The sequence below is a fragment of the Henriciella marina DSM 19595 genome (assembly GCF_000376805.1).
In the GTDB taxonomy this organism is placed as follows: Bacteria; Pseudomonadota; Alphaproteobacteria; order Caulobacterales; family Hyphomonadaceae; genus Henriciella; species Henriciella marina.
In genome coordinates this window covers 2,468,311-2,481,433 of the sequence record NZ_AQXT01000002.1, presented here as the reverse complement: position 1 = coordinate 2,481,433, position 13,123 = coordinate 2,468,311, and the positions used below count along the sequence as shown (strand labels likewise).

Sequence of the window (13,123 nt, the reverse complement as noted above, 5' to 3'; positions counted from 1 at the left end):
CGGGGCGGGGCATCGACAGACGCCGCCGCTCAGAAACTCGTGGCCTTATAACACTGACAGTTCATGGCGCAACCGGATGGGTCCGCTATCTGGATCAAGGCCGATCTAGTCGGTGCGGGGGTCGATTTCGCCGGTGGAAGCGGTACTTGGAAGCGCAATATTCCAAGGCTCCTGCGCATCCCGGGGAACGTCTTGCCGACGGGCGCGCCGATAGAGCATGGAAAAGGTCAGTACCGATGACATAATGGCGCTGAGAAGAAAGAGCCCGCCCTCTGTCAGAGGCAGGCGGAACGCATAGCCAGACAGCGGCGGTCCGATGACGGATCCAACTGCCCAGACAAAAAGCAGCCCCGACATCACGCGCGAAATCTGCGCGGTGTCAGACCGGTCGATCGCATGCGCGACACCGATACCATAGAAAGAGAGCGACCCTGCGCCCCAGACCGCCAGCGCGATCAGGATCCAGTTTTGAGGCAAGCCGGGAAACAGGCCCAGAACGAGCGATGCGAGGGCCGCAACCCCGCCCATCACGGCGATGACGACGCGCCGGTCGACACGGTCTGAAATCCGTCCCGCCGGCCACTGGCTGATCAGCCCGCCTGTCCAGACAGCTGCCGCAGCCATCGCTGCCGCACCCGTCGCCCCGCCTGAGGCACCGGGCAGCGCCACCCCGGCATAGAGCGGCAGAAGCGCCAGCGTCCCGCTATTGATGACGCCTGCCAGAAAGACAGAGATGACGGCCGAAGGAGCCAGGTCGAAAAGTCGCTTGAAGGCCAGCGGTTCAACGCTTGGCGAAGGCGGCTCACCGCGCCGCGTCAGGCAGATCGGGAGCAGCGACAGGCAGAGGAACATTGCGCACCAGAGGTATGGCCTGAAGTCGACCGGCGCGAGCCCCGCGACAAAGAACGGACCCGCCACCAGCGAGACCTTGGCAATCAGGTGATAGAAGCCGCTGACACTGCCCCTGTTCTTCACCGAAACCGTTGCGCCGAGCCACGCCTCGATGCTGGAGAACATCCAGGCAAAGGCCGCGCCCTGCACGATGCGCACGATGGTCCAGCTCCACGGGTCGAGCGCCAGCTGCATGATCATGACGCTCGCAGCGCAAGTGGCCGCCGCCGCCGAGAAGACCCGGATATTGCCGAACAGGATGACCGCATTGCTTGCGGTATAGGCGCCGATCATGAAGCCCAGGGCATAGGCCGCTGCAATCGCCCCGATCAGGCCGGGGCTGACGCCCAGCGTCTCAAGGCCAAGCGGGGTGACAACACTCAGGATCCCGCCGCCGAGCTGGAGAAAGGCCGCGGCCGCGATCAGGGCCCAGACATTTCGGTAATCGCTCATCGGCTGGCCGGGCTCCTTGTCCCTCTCTAAAGCGGGTCGCCTTCAGCCGGGCTTATTCCACGCCGATATCGGAGAATGCAATCTCGTTTTCACGAACGATGACACCTTGATTGTCCTTCAGCAGAAGGTTCAGCTTGCCCGCATCCCAGTCGATTTCGACAACGCCGTAATTTTCGGGCGGGAAGGCCGCGGCGACCTGGCGGCTATCCATTTCGGGGCTTTCGGTCGCAAAGGAGACGTTCAGCGACGACGCCGTCAGCTCATTGGCCCCGTAAGGCAGGACACCGGGCTCTTCATAGATAAAGCCGGTATGCCGGTCGCCCGTCAGGAAGACCACGCCGTCGGCCCCGGTGCTCTCGACAAGATCGAACAGGCGCTGACGCTCGGCCGGCAGCTTGTCCCAGCTCTCCCAGCCATGAACGGTCGGCATGACCTGGATCGATGAAACGATCAGGCGAAGGTCCGCCTCATCCTGCAGCCTGTTCTGCAGCCAGGTCCACTGCGTATTGCCCAGCATGTCCTGATAGCTGCCCTCTGGCGCAGGAATATAACGCTCCTTGCCAGCGGCATTATATTCGTCCGTCGGGGTAAGGTCGGAGCGGAAAAAGCGCGTATCCAGCACGATAACCTGTACGCGCTTGCCATCGGTCCCGAAGGTGCGGGCGTAATAGGTGCCGGGCCAGTGGCCGACATCAACATTGCCCAGCCCCCAGAACGTCTCATGGATCAGCTCTGCATACTCGCGAAAGGCAAAGTGCTTGCCGCCATCATTGGCGCCATAATCATGGTCATCCCAGGCAACCATCATCGGGAACTTCGCCCGCACGGCCTGAAACTCGGCGCGCTCGGCAAGCTCCGAAAAGCTCTCGCGCAGCTCTTCAAGCTCTGGCTGGCTGTTCACATAATCGCGCCCGTCGCGGTCGCCATAGACATTGTCGCCAATCATCAGGAAAAGATCGGCCTCTTCCTCGGCAAGCTGCGCCAGCGCCGGGCTTTCCTGCTCCTCATCATTGCACGAGGCTAGCAGGATCCGCGTCAGCGTCTGCTCCAGCGGCAGCTCCAGGCCGGCCGGGGCCTGCGGCAGGGTCGCCGGATCGATCGTCGCATAATACCGGTTCAGCGCCTCGACCGCCGATTGCGGCTCACCTTCGAAGAGGTCGGAAAAAGCCGGCTGGCCGCTCTCCGTGGCGCAGGAGACAAGCCCGAAGGCTCCAATTACGGCCAGAGAACTGAGACGCATGGACGAGACCCTTTCACTATACAAAGACGCCCGGCTGTTATGCCGGGCATCGCGTAATAGATAAAGGGCAACTCGCCTCATCAGCGAATAAGACTTGCCGGTCGCTAGCTCCACGTCCCGTGAAAGCCGAGCGGCCATGACCGGTCACCGCGCCAGATGCAGACCGGGCCATCACTGACATGTCCTGCATCGAAGACGCAGATATCCGTCGTCCCGGTCTTGAGGTTCAGAACTGGTCCGATCAACCAGCTGTCTTCTTCTGCCTCGCTTCCGGGTTTCGCCACGAACAGGAACTCCTCGACCATCCGGCCCTCACCGAATTCAAAGCTCTCCGTCTTGCCGTTCGACCAGTCATGGACGCTGACCGCCGTCATGCCGGGATGGCTTGCCGACTGACCGGTGACAAGCGCCGTCAGGCGTCGCGGTAATCCGTGCCGGCGCGGGTCAACCTGCGGGAAATCCCCATCAAGGCCCGTCTCGATCAGGCGCGCATCGCCGCTCGGCGGAATGACGATCTGTGTCAGATTGCTGGTGAAGCTCTCATCGGTGCCTTTCCAGACGCCCCTGATCTCATCGACGCCACCGCCGACCCCAAGCACTGGCTCCTTGTAGAGCGCGGCATCCAGCCGGATCGTCCCGTCGCTTTCCTCCCAGGCCGCGCCCGTATGATAGAAGGCCCGCGCCGGCCCCTGCGCCCAGCGCCGGTTCGAGAAATCATCCTTGTCGACGATGAGGAATTTGAAGCCCTCCTCGGGGCGCCACTCAAAGCCGTCCACGACAGGCGGCCGCAGCGCTTCATTGATCCAGGGTTGCACCATGATGATCAGATGCCGCTCGGTCATCGCCCAATCGTGGATGTAGGCCGCCTTGCCGATATCCAGCAGGCCGAACGAGTTCAGCCCGCCGCCCGCGCCAATCTGGTAGACGCCGACCATCGGACCATTGATGGCAAGGTTCCACACCGTCCCATCGGGCTCCCGCTTTGGATGCGCCAGAAACGGCATACCGGCCAGGTCACCGCGCCAGGCTTTCGGACCTTTCGTCTCGAGCGTCTTTGCGTCCATCGCGATCGCAGACCCTGCCTCCCAGAGCGCATAGAGCTCTCCGTCGATGACGGTGACCGACGTATTGGCGGCGTTGACGTCATCTGGCCCCGTGACGGGAAATGAAAGATCGCCTGCCGTGCCGAAGCCGGGCGCAGAGAACTTCTGCTCTGCCTGTTCGATCCGGTGCTTCACCGTCTCAACGAAACGCCCCGAATGCACCGCCTTGCCGTCCGCAATGGCGATCCGCTGGACCATGCCATCCCCGTCAAACCAGTGGCTGGCATAATCATCGCTGCCATAGAGGAAATGGGCAGGCCCATTGCGGTAAAGCGTCCCCTCAAGGCCTGCCGGCACCTTGCCATAGACAAGCCGCATCGAGGACGGCTCGAAGCCCGCCGCTGGCGCCGAAGTATATCCCAGATGCCAGTCCGGCATGTCCGACGCGCCCGGCGTTGCGGCGAAAGATGAAGGCAGACCGAACCCGAGCCCCATTACGGCGGTGCCTGCGGCGCTGGTTGCTAGAAAGTGGCGGCGGGAAAGGGTCATGGCTCTGGTCCTTGAAGGGGGCTTTTGAGGGTGGGGGCGGGCGGGCCTAGTTCAGATCGATTGTCTGAACCGCGCCCTCTTCGGTGATCTCGAATTTTGCATCATCCCAGGAGGCAGGGCCGAAGCGGCCTTTGGCATTGTTCGAGAAAGCAAATGGCTCTGTCGGCATGCCAAACGGACTGGCGTTCATGTCGCCATCATCGTCGACGTCATGGTACAGCTTGATGCCGTACTCGCCGGGCGCGAGACCCTCGAGCGTCACACTGGCGGTGGCCGCATCAACCGAAATGTTTGCGCCGTTCACGGCGTCGCCGCCGCTATATCCAGCCTCATCATAGACGCCGAGACGAATGGTGCCGGCCTGGCTCTGGATATTGTCGACCGTCACGGTCAGCGGCGCGGCCTGTGCCAGCGGGGCAATCATCAGCGCACCGAGGGCGCAGGCGATCAGGGTCTTGTGGGTCATGTCAGTCTCCATTCGTTGTCTGGTCAGAGGCGTGCCGCCTGCTGTTGGAATCGAGATGCCAGCGCCTTGGTCGGCCCGCATCGACTTGTTCACGAAGTGACGGGAATCCTTCGCCAATTGACGGGCCTGCATTTCGCGAAGCGCCAGTGACAGCCCACAAATCACTGGCGCAGCGTGGGTGTGAGGCTCAGAGGGCGAAGAAGACGTGCCATATCAGCCGACCGGGCAGCAGGGTGAACAGTCCCGCCACCAGCATGCCGCCGACGAACATGTTGGTCATGTCCTTGCGGTGGCGTTTGATGTCCCGGCGCTTTACCGCTGCGATCCCGACCGGCAAGCCAAGCAGCGTCCAGGCAGACAGCGCATGGATCGGGCTCCAGAAAGACTGGAACAGCGTCATGATGAAAAAGGAGGAGCCCGCCGTGATCGCCATGGAGATGACCCAGGCCCAGCCAAATGTCCTGTGCATCCGGAACCCCTTCGGCGCCATCATCAGATAGATGCCGATGCCGAGCGTCAGCAGCGCCGCCGCGACGTGGACCTGAATAGTAACGCCGGACTCGATCAGCGGCTTCGGATTGAACCGGAAGCGCGGGGCACGCCCAACATCGATCAGCGTCAGCGCACTCACGCCAGCATAGATCGGCAGGGCAATGGCGAACGTCCATCCTGTTCGTGACAGCTTTGGCAAGCGGGGCCGCAGGCGGGTGGCAAATGTCGTCGGGGTGGGACTGTCAGTAATGCTCATCGTCTGTCTCCAGGTCTGCATTGGTCTGGTGCGGTGTTCGTCGGAGCAGGTTTGTTTCCTGCCACCTCACAACATTGCCAGAGCACCCGGCCCTCTCGAGCCAGAATGCGTCACAGGTCTGGAATCCTTCGCGAAATGCCGTCAAAGTCATTCACGAAGCGCGGATGAAGAGGGGCCTGCAGCTTGCGCATCGCAATCGACTGGAAGAAACGCGGCCGCGAAGCCCTCCTGCTGGCGGGCATTTCGCTTTTTCTCGCTTTCGTCCGTCCCTATGGCAGCAATAGCAACGCGCCATTCCTGCTGAATTTCGGTATCTGGCTACTGTTGATCTTCTCAGGCTCCATCGTCGGAGAGCTGACGGTCGCCGCCTATTACCGCCTTCGCCCGAACGGCCCGGCATGGCTGATGATCATGATCACCTCACTTGTCACAGCCGCCGGCGTCACCTTCGTCATCTACGCGCTGACCTTCCTGACAGGCGGCTATATCCGGGTCGGCGACGGGCCGATCCACATCATCTATTTCTATGTGCTGGTGATCGCGATTGCGATGACGCTCACGGGCTACACGGTCAGCCGTGCCTTCGGGGTAGCGGGGCCTGATTTTGCGACCGAAGCAGACGACAAGGACAGCGTCAGCAAATTCCTCCACCGCCTTCCGGTCCGGTTTCACAGCGCAGATCTCTGGGCCGTCACCTCAGAGGACCATTATTGCCGCGTCTACACCTCGCTCGGCAGTGACCTCATCCTGATCCGCATCTCCGATGTCGACCGCGAACTCGCCGATGCCGACGGTCTGCGCGTCCATCGCTCCTGGTGGGTCGCCCGCAAAGGCGTCGCCCGCGCCGAGCGGACAGACGGGAAACTGAAGCTCATCCTGCACTCCGGCGAAGATGTCCCAGTCTCCCGCTCCTATCAGGCCGCGGTGAAACACGCCGGCTTCGCCAGCTAACCCTCAAACGAACGTCAAGCAGCCTCATTCCGGCCCGGAATGAAACCTATTCGTCTGTCAGCATGTTTCTTGCAGGTTGGGACCTTACATCCCGTACATAACCCCGCTGGCAGGATCGCTGGCTCATCAGACAGGACGTCGAGGAAGTAAGAATGACACAGGGCTTTTCCAAAGGGCTGATAATCGCCGGCCTCGGCCTCATCGCCGCCCTCACCCTCGTCATGGCCTTCGCGCCTGCAGGATCGATTTATCAGGGCTAAACTGACGGCGACCGTCAATCCGACACATCCGGCTGGCGTCACTCTCGACCGCAAAAGCGGTCTGAGAGCCCATCTCCCAGGATATCAACGTTCCGAACCGGTTCAGGTTTGGAGATGGACACCCAGATCGCCTGACGGCGCTCGGGCGTGACGCATCTATCGCTAGATGCGCCTAAATCTGGCGGATCTCACCAGCCTCCACCCCGCCAACCCACTTACCAACCGTCCGCCCGCCAACAACCAGCTCCGGCGCAATCTCCGCCAGTGGCACCAGCACAAAGGCCCGCTCTGTCATGCGCGGATGTGGCAGGGTGAGCCGCTCGCTTTCCAGCGAGACGCCCTCCATCCAGAGCACATCAATATCAATCAGGCGCGGGCCCCAGCGCGCGCCGGGCACCCGCCCAAGCGCGACCTCAAGGTCCTTGCAAGCAGTGAGCAGGTCGAGCGGCGCAAGACCGGTCTCCACCAACGCGCAGGCATTCACAAAATCAGGCTGGTCCTCAACGCCCCATGGCGGCGTGGCATAAAGGCTGGAGCGCGCCGTCACGCTTATCGCGCTCATCGCATCCAGCGCATCCACCGCCCGGCCGATCATCCCGGCGCTGTCGCCGAGATTGGAGCCAAAGGCCAGCGCAGACCTAGTCACGCGAAAGCTCGATCTCCACGCCGACATGATCAAGAAAATGCCGGATTGGCGCGTTGGGTTTGCGGATACAGACGCGCACTTTCGAGACCAGCGGAAACGTCTCCATCACGCCATGCCCGATCCGCTCAGCCAGCGTCTCGATCAGATTGAACGGCCCGCTGGCAGAGATGTCATGCGCAAGATCGCAAACTTTGCCGTAATCCACCGCATCACTCATTGTGTCCGATGGCGCTTCATCGCGCGCCACCAGGCATTCAATGTCGGCATAGAATTTCTGGCCGAGCCGCTTTTCTTCCGCGATAAGGCCGTGAAAGCCGTGAATGCCGAGGTTTTCGACGAAGACCCGTTCAGTGCGCCGCATGGTCTATAGTCTCCCAGAGTTCGATCGCCTGCCGATGGGCAGCAACATCATGGACCCGCAGCATATGCGCGCCCCGGCGCACCGTGTCGAGACCGATGGCGACAGACGCTGCATCCCGCTCCGCCGCAGCCTCAACACCCAGCCGCTTGCCGATAAAGGACTTGCGCGACACGCCGATCAGCACTGGCAGGCCAAGGCCCACAAGATCGCCCGTCGCCGCCAGCACCTCGAAATTCTGCTGATATGTCTTCGCAAAGCCGACACCCGGATCCAGGATGATGTGGTCACGCGAGAGGCCCTCGGCCTCACAGCGGGCAATCGCGCCCTCGAAAAAACCCAGCATGTCCGGCCCGGCCTTCAGGGCCTCATCCTTCACGCCGCGATTATAGGTCAGCACATAGGCCGCGCCCGCCTCTGCCGCCGCGCTGACGATTGCCGGATCAGACATCGCCGTCACGTCATTGACGATCACCGCGCCAGCCGCGCATGCCGCCGCTGCGACGCCCGACTTATAGGTATCGATCGAGACCGGAACCTTGCCCGGCCCCGCCAGCGCCTCGACCACCGCCACGGTCCGCGCCAGCTCATCGGCCTCGCTCACTGGCGCAGCGCCCGGCCGCGTCGACTCACCGCCTACATCCAGAATATCAGCGCCCGCCGCCACCATCGCCTCAGCATGGGCGAGCGCCGCGCCCGCCTCATCGAACTTGCCGCCATCGGAAAAGCTGTCCGGCGTCACATTGAGGATGCCCATGATTAGCGTGCGGCGGCGCGCCTCTGCCAGCAATGTCTCGCGCAGGCGCCCTCTGTCCTCGCGCGAAAGCCTCATACTTTCGGCCCACCCGGCATCACCGGCCGGTCGCGAAAGCCGCCCATGGACAGCACCCGGTCATACATGACCAGCGCCCCCGCAAGGCTTACATTGATGCAGAATTTGGTCGGGATCTTCACGACATGGTCGCAGCGCGCCAGCATCTGCGGCGACAGATCCCCCCGCTCGCGGCCGAGCACATAGGCCGCCGCTTTCGGGTGGCGAAACTCCGGCAGCTCGATCGCCTCATCGGTGAGCTCGATCCCCACCATCTGACAGCCCTTGGGCAGCGCGATGTCTTCCATCGCATTCCACTGATAGTAAGGCACGCTCTCGAATGTCTTGGACGTGTCCGCCTTGTAGGCGAGCTTCACCCGGTCCGCCGCGCCGACAGAGAACACGAAACTGGACCCGAACGCATTGGCCGTCCGCATCAGCGCGCCAAGGTTCATCGGCTTTGAGATCCCCTCAGCCCCAATCGCAAAATAACCGCGCATTGGCCTATCCCTCTCCGCCGACCGTAAACCGCCAGCCAATCAGCACCGCCAGGACCAGCACAGCCGTCACGGCCGTCGCCACCCGCGCAATCTTGATATGTCTGATCGCGGCCGGATATTCGGTGCGCAGCCATGTCGCGGCCTCACCGACGGCGTCGCCCGCGTCCAGCTTGTCCGTCCCGGCCACCGCATGCACGACCGCAAAGCGCGCCGTGCCATCTTTCAGCTCACTGAACTTTGCCTGCGCGGCCCGGCGCAGCACCAGCCCCGCCATCACGCGCATCTGCACCGCCAGCGCAAACAGGAAGGCGACCAGCACGCCTGCAATGAAAAAGCCCAGCGTCGCGCCGCTCATCTCATCGTGGCGACTTCGAACCGCCCGCCACTGGTGACCACGCCGCGCTTCATCGTCTCTGCGTTGAACACGACCTCGACCCGGCCAAGCACATCCATGCAGATCATGCCGCCATCCCCGCCCAGCAAAGTGAGGTCATCAAGCGAGCCCTCGGCTGCCTCCCGCAGGCCCTGCTTTCCATACCGCACGCGCGATGAGACATCCGCCGCCGCATTGGTGCGCAGGAAATACTCGCCCTGCCCCGTACAGCAGACCGCCACCCGCTCATCTGCCCAGAGGCCCGCGCCAATGATCGGCGTATCGCCCACCCGGCCCGGCGTCTTTCCCAAGAGGCCGCCGGTCGACGTCGCCGCCGCCAGCCGTCCATCAGTATCGAGCGCGATGACCCCGACCGTGCCATGCGCGAGCTCACCCTTTTTGACGGGGCGGCTAACCGCCGGCTTGTAATACTTCTTCGGGCTGTGGACCTTTTCCAGCTTGTGCTCGCGCGCAATCATCGCCGCACCCTTGCCTACGATCAGCACGTGCGGCGTCTTCTCCATGACGAGGCGCGCAGCCGTCACCGGTGACTTGTAGCCGCGCAGCGAGGCCACCGCCCCGGCATTGCGCGTGCGCCCATCCATGATGGCGGCGTCCAGTTCCCATTGTCCGATGGCATTGGGCGAAGACCCGCGCCCGGCAATGTGATGCCCGCACTCTTCCAGCGCCGCGACCAGCGTGTGCACCACGTCCAGCGCCTTGTCGCCGCGCGCCAGACGCTTTTCGCCCTCGCGCAACAGTTCGGCCATATGCGTCTCTGCCGCCGCATGGTCACGCTTCCTCAGCGGACCGGCTCCACCATGAAGGGCAAGCGCCCAGCTCTTTGCCATATCGTCAATGCTCCAGCAAACGCGGCATTTTCCTCGCGTAACGCTTCACAGCGCGCGGTGCCATGGATAGGTTCGGCCCGTCAATTACATGTCCCACAAGGCACTGCCAAGATACAGCAAGAGGAACACGCCCATGAAAGCCCTACTCTCGAAGACACCCGGTAAACCCGATGCCCTCGTTCTGGAAGACGTTCCCGCGCTCGAGCCCGGCAAGGGCGAGGTTGTGATCGACGTCAAAGCCGTCGGTGTGAACTATCCAGACGTGCTGATCATCCAGGACATGTACCAGTTCAAGCCAGAGCGCCCCTTCTCGCCGGGCGGCGAACTTTCCGGCATCGTCAAATCCGTCGGCGAAGGCGTCACCAAGGTAAAGGTCGGCGACCGCGTCATGGGCTCCATAGGCTGGGGCGGCATGGCCGAAGAAGCCAAGGTCGACGAAGGCCGCGTGCGCAAATTCCCGGACGCCATGTCGTTTGAAGAGGCCGCCGCCCTCCTGATGACCTACGGCACCTCATATTATGCCCTGAAAGACCGCGGCCACTGCAAGAAGGGGGAAAGCCTTCTCGTGCTCGGCGCAGCGGGCGGTGTCGGCCTCGCAGCCGTCGAACTTGGCGCAGCCATGGGCATGGACGTGATCGCGGCTGCCTCAAGCCAGGAAAAAGTCGACCTCGCCATGGAAAAGGGCGCCTCGAAAGGCCTCGTCTATCCACGCGGTCCGCTCGAACGCGCAGACCAGAAAGCCCTCTCCGACAAGATCAAGGAACTTGGCGGCGGCGGCGTGGACGTCATCTATGACGGCGTTGGCGGCGACTATGCCGAACCATGCCTGCGCGCCATGAACTGGGACGGCCGCTTCCTCGTCATCGGCTTCCCGGCCGGCATCCCGAAAATGCCGCTCAACCTCACCCTGCTCAAATCATGCAACATCATCGGTGTCTTCTGGGGCGCCGCGGTCGCCCGCGACCCGAAAGCAAACGAGCAGAACATCAAGGAAATCTTCGAGCTCTATGAAAGCGGCAAGATCAAACCGCACGTCTCCAACACCTACCCCCTCGAAAAAGGCGCCGACGCCATCACCGAACTGATGGACCGCAAGGCGAAGGGGAAGGTTGTCGTGACGATGTAGCTCTAAGGCCAACCCAAAAACAAAAGCCCGGCAACACTTTGCCGGGCTTTTTATTGTGGCGGTCTCCGACCCCCAAGACCGCTCACCCCCGCGCAGGCGGGGGTCTCAGCCAATTGAAGTGCAGAAACTGCCTCACGAGATCCCCGCCTTCGCGGGGATGAGCGGATAAAAACTACATCAGCGCATCAGCGAGGTCGCGCCAATCCGGGTTAACCTCTTCAATCAACCTTATCTTCCAGGCGCGTTCCCATTTCTTGATGCGGCGCTCTCGCTCAAAAGCAGACTCGCGTGTCTCGTGAACTTCTACCCATACAAGCATTTCGCAATTATACTTCGCCGTGAAGCCGCCAATCACGTGCTCGCGATGCTCCCATGCGCGCCGGTTTATGTCGTCCGTCATGCCGGTATAGAGCACACCGTTCGGCTTGTTCGTCATGATGTAGACGTAGAAGGCCATGACGTCTGGTTAGGACCTCTTCTCACAATCCGCCATAGATTTCACATCCGCTCATCCCCGCGCAGGCGGGGATCTCAGCTAGGTGGAGCGCAACGCATGCCTCACGAGATCCCCGACTGCGCGGGGATGAGCGGAACACTGTTAGCCCCAGAAACGCCCCAAAATCCCAACGCAGTACGCCTCGTACAAACGCACAATTATGGTTAATTTCCCCGCGGAAACAAATCTTCCGTCCGCATGGCCGGCGGGTACGGCTATCCTTAATACATGTCGCCCGAACCGTCCCAGCTTGACCGGACCTTGCAGCGCCTCTGGCAACATTTAGCCAGGCTGGCCGCCAGCTTGCTGGTCATGGTCGAGCAGTCGGGGCCGGCCACGCCGCCGCGCTGGATTCGCCCGTCACTATTGGCGGCAGAGGCGCTCACCCGCCGTCTTCTGATGCTGGAAGCACGCGCTCTTGGCCCCCTGCAGCCACTAACGGCGTGCGCCGCCCCTTCCACCCGGAAGGCAGGCGCCGCCGGCACCGCCCTCGCCCCCTCGAGGCGCGGTTTCCAGCTCACCGAGCCCATCGCCTCCTTGCGCGCCGGGTTCTGGATCGAGGGTCAGAAGAAAGGCCGCTTCGGCCCACGCCCGCAGCCCAGAATCCTTGAAATTCTGAGCGCGGATTCACCAAATATCCCGGTAGATAAAACGGATCGTTCGAATAAATTGGCCGAGCGACTCCACGCCCTTCTCGCTGTCATCGACGAACCAGTTGCCGCCGCCCGCCGCATGGCGCGAAGAATGGCCCCGCGCGCCAGCAAAACCGGCCTCATCAGGAAGCGATCGCCGCTCCGGGCCGGACCGCCGCCTGGCTCTGGCTCACGCCAATTGGCTCCCTGGCTCGCCGAAGCACTCAGTATGGTGAGCCTTGAGCTTCGCCTTCACCCGCCGCCCGCCCCTTCCGAACGCTCGTAATAAAGGCCGAAACGCACCCGTCCCGTGCGGCCAAAGGCGCTTGTCCGCTCTCTCTAGCTTTGCGCCTTCGATGCTTCGGACAGGACGTGGGCCAGTTTTTCCCTGGTCCCGGTCGCCTTCCAGCTCTTGTGCAGCCTGGCCAGCCAGTGGCCCGTCGCATAGCCCGCCTCACCATAGAGCTGCCAGGGTCTGGGCAGCAGCGGGCTGCCCATGACCTCGGCGACATGGGCCATTTCCAATGGCGAGGCAAAGTAAAGCTCGCGGCCCTGATGGCTGAGCGTCCAGACCGGATAGCCCTTTCCCATCTCCTGCGGCGGCAGCGGCGGATCATAGACAGCCGGCACGCCCCAGTTTCCGCCTTTCTGTCGCTTATGGACGAAAGGTGTGACGGGCGAAATGACCCGCTCTGGACGATATGTTCTGGTGATACGCATCGGCCCGCA

Annotated in this window: 16 protein-coding genes; 3 read left to right on the top strand and 13 right to left on the bottom strand. The window is 62.5% G+C overall.

Annotation, left to right across the window (positions count from 1 at the left end):
- Positions 1–105: 105 nt before the first annotated feature.
- The 5 genes from F550_RS0112310 to F550_RS0112290 all read right to left on the bottom strand — a co-directional run bounded on the left by F550_RS0112310 (position 106) and on the right by F550_RS0112290 (position 5,390).
- Positions 106–1,344 carry an MFS transporter gene (locus F550_RS0112310; RefSeq protein ID WP_018148867.1) on the bottom strand — a complete coding sequence of 413 codons (1,239 nt, stop codon included), beginning with the start codon at positions 1,342–1,344 and terminating at the stop codon, positions 106–108.
- 52 nt (positions 1,345–1,396) lie between these two features.
- On the bottom strand, positions 1,397–2,584 hold the full coding sequence (locus F550_RS0112305; protein ID WP_018148866.1) for an alkaline phosphatase D family protein: 1,188 nt from the start codon (positions 2,582–2,584) through the stop codon (positions 1,397–1,399).
- Positions 2,585–2,688: 104 nt separating this feature from the next.
- Positions 2,689–4,176 (bottom strand): carotenoid oxygenase family protein, encoded by a 1,488-nt coding sequence (locus F550_RS0112300; RefSeq protein WP_018148865.1) that lies wholly within the window; start codon positions 4,174–4,176, stop codon positions 2,689–2,691.
- 46 nt (positions 4,177–4,222) lie between these two features.
- On the bottom strand, positions 4,223–4,642 hold the full coding sequence (locus tag F550_RS0112295; protein ID WP_169332269.1) for a DUF2141 domain-containing protein: 420 nt from the start codon (positions 4,640–4,642) through the stop codon (positions 4,223–4,225).
- A 187-nt stretch (positions 4,643–4,829) separates the two neighbouring features.
- On the bottom strand, positions 4,830–5,390 hold the full coding sequence (locus F550_RS0112290) for a DUF2306 domain-containing protein (protein ID WP_083911044.1): 561 nt from the start codon (positions 5,388–5,390) through the stop codon (positions 4,830–4,832).
- A 183-nt stretch (positions 5,391–5,573) separates the two neighbouring features.
- On the opposite strand from F550_RS0112290, the gene F550_RS18635 reads away from it, so the two are divergent.
- Positions 5,574–6,341 carry a LytTR family DNA-binding domain-containing protein gene (locus tag F550_RS18635; RefSeq protein WP_018148862.1) on the top strand — a complete coding sequence of 256 codons (768 nt, stop codon included), beginning with the start codon at positions 5,574–5,576 and terminating at the stop codon, positions 6,339–6,341.
- 432 nt (positions 6,342–6,773) lie between these two features.
- On the opposite strand, the gene folK is transcribed toward F550_RS18635, so the two are convergent.
- From folK to F550_RS0112250, 6 genes are read right to left on the bottom strand one after another with little or no spacing between them, the layout of a single operon-like run.
- Complete coding sequence (folK, locus tag F550_RS0112275) at positions 6,774–7,247, bottom strand: 2-amino-4-hydroxy-6-hydroxymethyldihydropteridine diphosphokinase (protein ID WP_018148860.1); 474 nt, start codon at positions 7,245–7,247, stop codon at positions 6,774–6,776.
- Positions 7,240–7,608, bottom strand: coding sequence for a dihydroneopterin aldolase (folB, locus tag F550_RS0112270; protein WP_018148859.1), 369 nt, complete (start codon positions 7,606–7,608; stop codon positions 7,240–7,242). Before folB ends, folK begins: the two co-directional genes overlap by 8 nt.
- On the bottom strand, positions 7,595–8,437 hold the full coding sequence (folP, locus tag F550_RS0112265; RefSeq protein WP_018148858.1) for a dihydropteroate synthase: 843 nt from the start codon (positions 8,435–8,437) through the stop codon (positions 7,595–7,597). The genes folB and folP overlap by 14 nt, the downstream gene beginning before the upstream one ends.
- Complete coding sequence (locus F550_RS0112260; protein ID WP_018148857.1) at positions 8,434–8,916, bottom strand: RNA methyltransferase; 483 nt, start codon at positions 8,914–8,916, stop codon at positions 8,434–8,436. The genes folP and F550_RS0112260 overlap by 4 nt, the downstream gene beginning before the upstream one ends.
- Positions 8,917–8,920: 4 nt before the next feature.
- Positions 8,921–9,271, bottom strand: a complete 351-nt coding sequence (locus F550_RS0112255) for a hypothetical protein (protein WP_018148856.1) — start codon at positions 9,269–9,271, stop codon at positions 8,921–8,923.
- Positions 9,268–10,140: an isoaspartyl peptidase/L-asparaginase family protein gene (locus F550_RS0112250; protein WP_018148855.1), complete on the bottom strand. Its 873-nt coding sequence runs from the start codon at positions 10,138–10,140 to the stop codon at positions 9,268–9,270. The genes F550_RS0112255 and F550_RS0112250 overlap by 4 nt, the downstream gene beginning before the upstream one ends.
- 133 nt (positions 10,141–10,273) lie before the next feature.
- Between F550_RS0112250 and F550_RS0112245 the strand changes: the two genes are divergently transcribed.
- Positions 10,274–11,266, top strand: a complete 993-nt coding sequence (locus F550_RS0112245) for an NADPH:quinone oxidoreductase family protein (RefSeq protein ID WP_018148854.1) — start codon at positions 10,274–10,276, stop codon at positions 11,264–11,266.
- A 172-nt stretch (positions 11,267–11,438) separates the two neighbouring features.
- Here F550_RS0112245 and F550_RS0112240 read toward each other — a convergent pair whose 3' ends face one another.
- Positions 11,439–11,723 carry a GIY-YIG nuclease family protein gene (locus F550_RS0112240; protein WP_018148853.1) on the bottom strand — a complete coding sequence of 95 codons (285 nt, stop codon included), beginning with the start codon at positions 11,721–11,723 and terminating at the stop codon, positions 11,439–11,441.
- Positions 11,724–11,990: 267 nt separating this feature from the next.
- Between F550_RS0112240 and F550_RS0112235 the strand changes: the two genes are divergently transcribed.
- On the top strand, positions 11,991–12,680 hold the full coding sequence (locus tag F550_RS0112235) for a hypothetical protein (RefSeq protein ID WP_156807932.1): 690 nt from the start codon (positions 11,991–11,993) through the stop codon (positions 12,678–12,680).
- Positions 12,681–12,733: 53 nt separating this feature from the next.
- Here F550_RS0112235 and F550_RS0112230 read toward each other — a convergent pair whose 3' ends face one another.
- Positions 12,734–13,114, bottom strand: coding sequence for a hypothetical protein (locus tag F550_RS0112230; protein WP_018148851.1), 381 nt, complete (start codon positions 13,112–13,114; stop codon positions 12,734–12,736).
- Between the last annotated feature and the right edge of the window lie 9 nt (positions 13,115–13,123).

Coding starts and splice junctions, on each gene's coding strand:
- F550_RS0112310 (WP_018148867.1), bottom strand. CDS start 1,344: ATGAGCGATTACCGAAATGTCTGGGCCCTGATCGCGGCCGCGGCCTTT.
- F550_RS0112305 (WP_018148866.1), bottom strand. CDS start 2,584: ATGCGTCTCAGTTCTCTGGCCGTAATTGGAGCCTTCGGGCTTGTCTCC.
- F550_RS0112300 (WP_018148865.1), bottom strand. CDS start 4,176: ATGACCCTTTCCCGCCGCCACTTTCTAGCAACCAGCGCCGCAGGCACC.
- F550_RS0112295 (WP_169332269.1), bottom strand. CDS start 4,642: ATGACCCACAAGACCCTGATCGCCTGCGCCCTCGGTGCGCTGATGATT.
- F550_RS0112290 (WP_083911044.1), bottom strand. CDS start 5,390: ATGAGCATTACTGACAGTCCCACCCCGACGACATTTGCCACCCGCCTG.
- folB (WP_018148859.1), bottom strand. CDS start 7,608: ATGCGGCGCACTGAACGGGTCTTCGTCGAAAACCTCGGCATTCACGGC.
- folP (WP_018148858.1), bottom strand. CDS start 8,437: ATGAGGCTTTCGCGCGAGGACAGAGGGCGCCTGCGCGAGACATTGCTG.
- F550_RS0112260 (WP_018148857.1), bottom strand. CDS start 8,916: ATGCGCGGTTATTTTGCGATTGGGGCTGAGGGGATCTCAAAGCCGATG.
- F550_RS0112255 (WP_018148856.1), bottom strand. CDS start 9,271: ATGAGCGGCGCGACGCTGGGCTTTTTCATTGCAGGCGTGCTGGTCGCC.
- F550_RS0112250 (WP_018148855.1), bottom strand. CDS start 10,140: ATGGCAAAGAGCTGGGCGCTTGCCCTTCATGGTGGAGCCGGTCCGCTG.
- F550_RS0112245 (WP_018148854.1), top strand. CDS start 10,274: ATGAAAGCCCTACTCTCGAAGACACCCGGTAAACCCGATGCCCTCGTT.
- F550_RS0112240 (WP_018148853.1), bottom strand. CDS start 11,723: ATGGCCTTCTACGTCTACATCATGACGAACAAGCCGAACGGTGTGCTC.
- F550_RS0112235 (WP_156807932.1), top strand. CDS start 11,991: ATGTCGCCCGAACCGTCCCAGCTTGACCGGACCTTGCAGCGCCTCTGG.
- F550_RS0112230 (WP_018148851.1), bottom strand. CDS start 13,114: ATGCGTATCACCAGAACATATCGTCCAGAGCGGGTCATTTCGCCCGTC.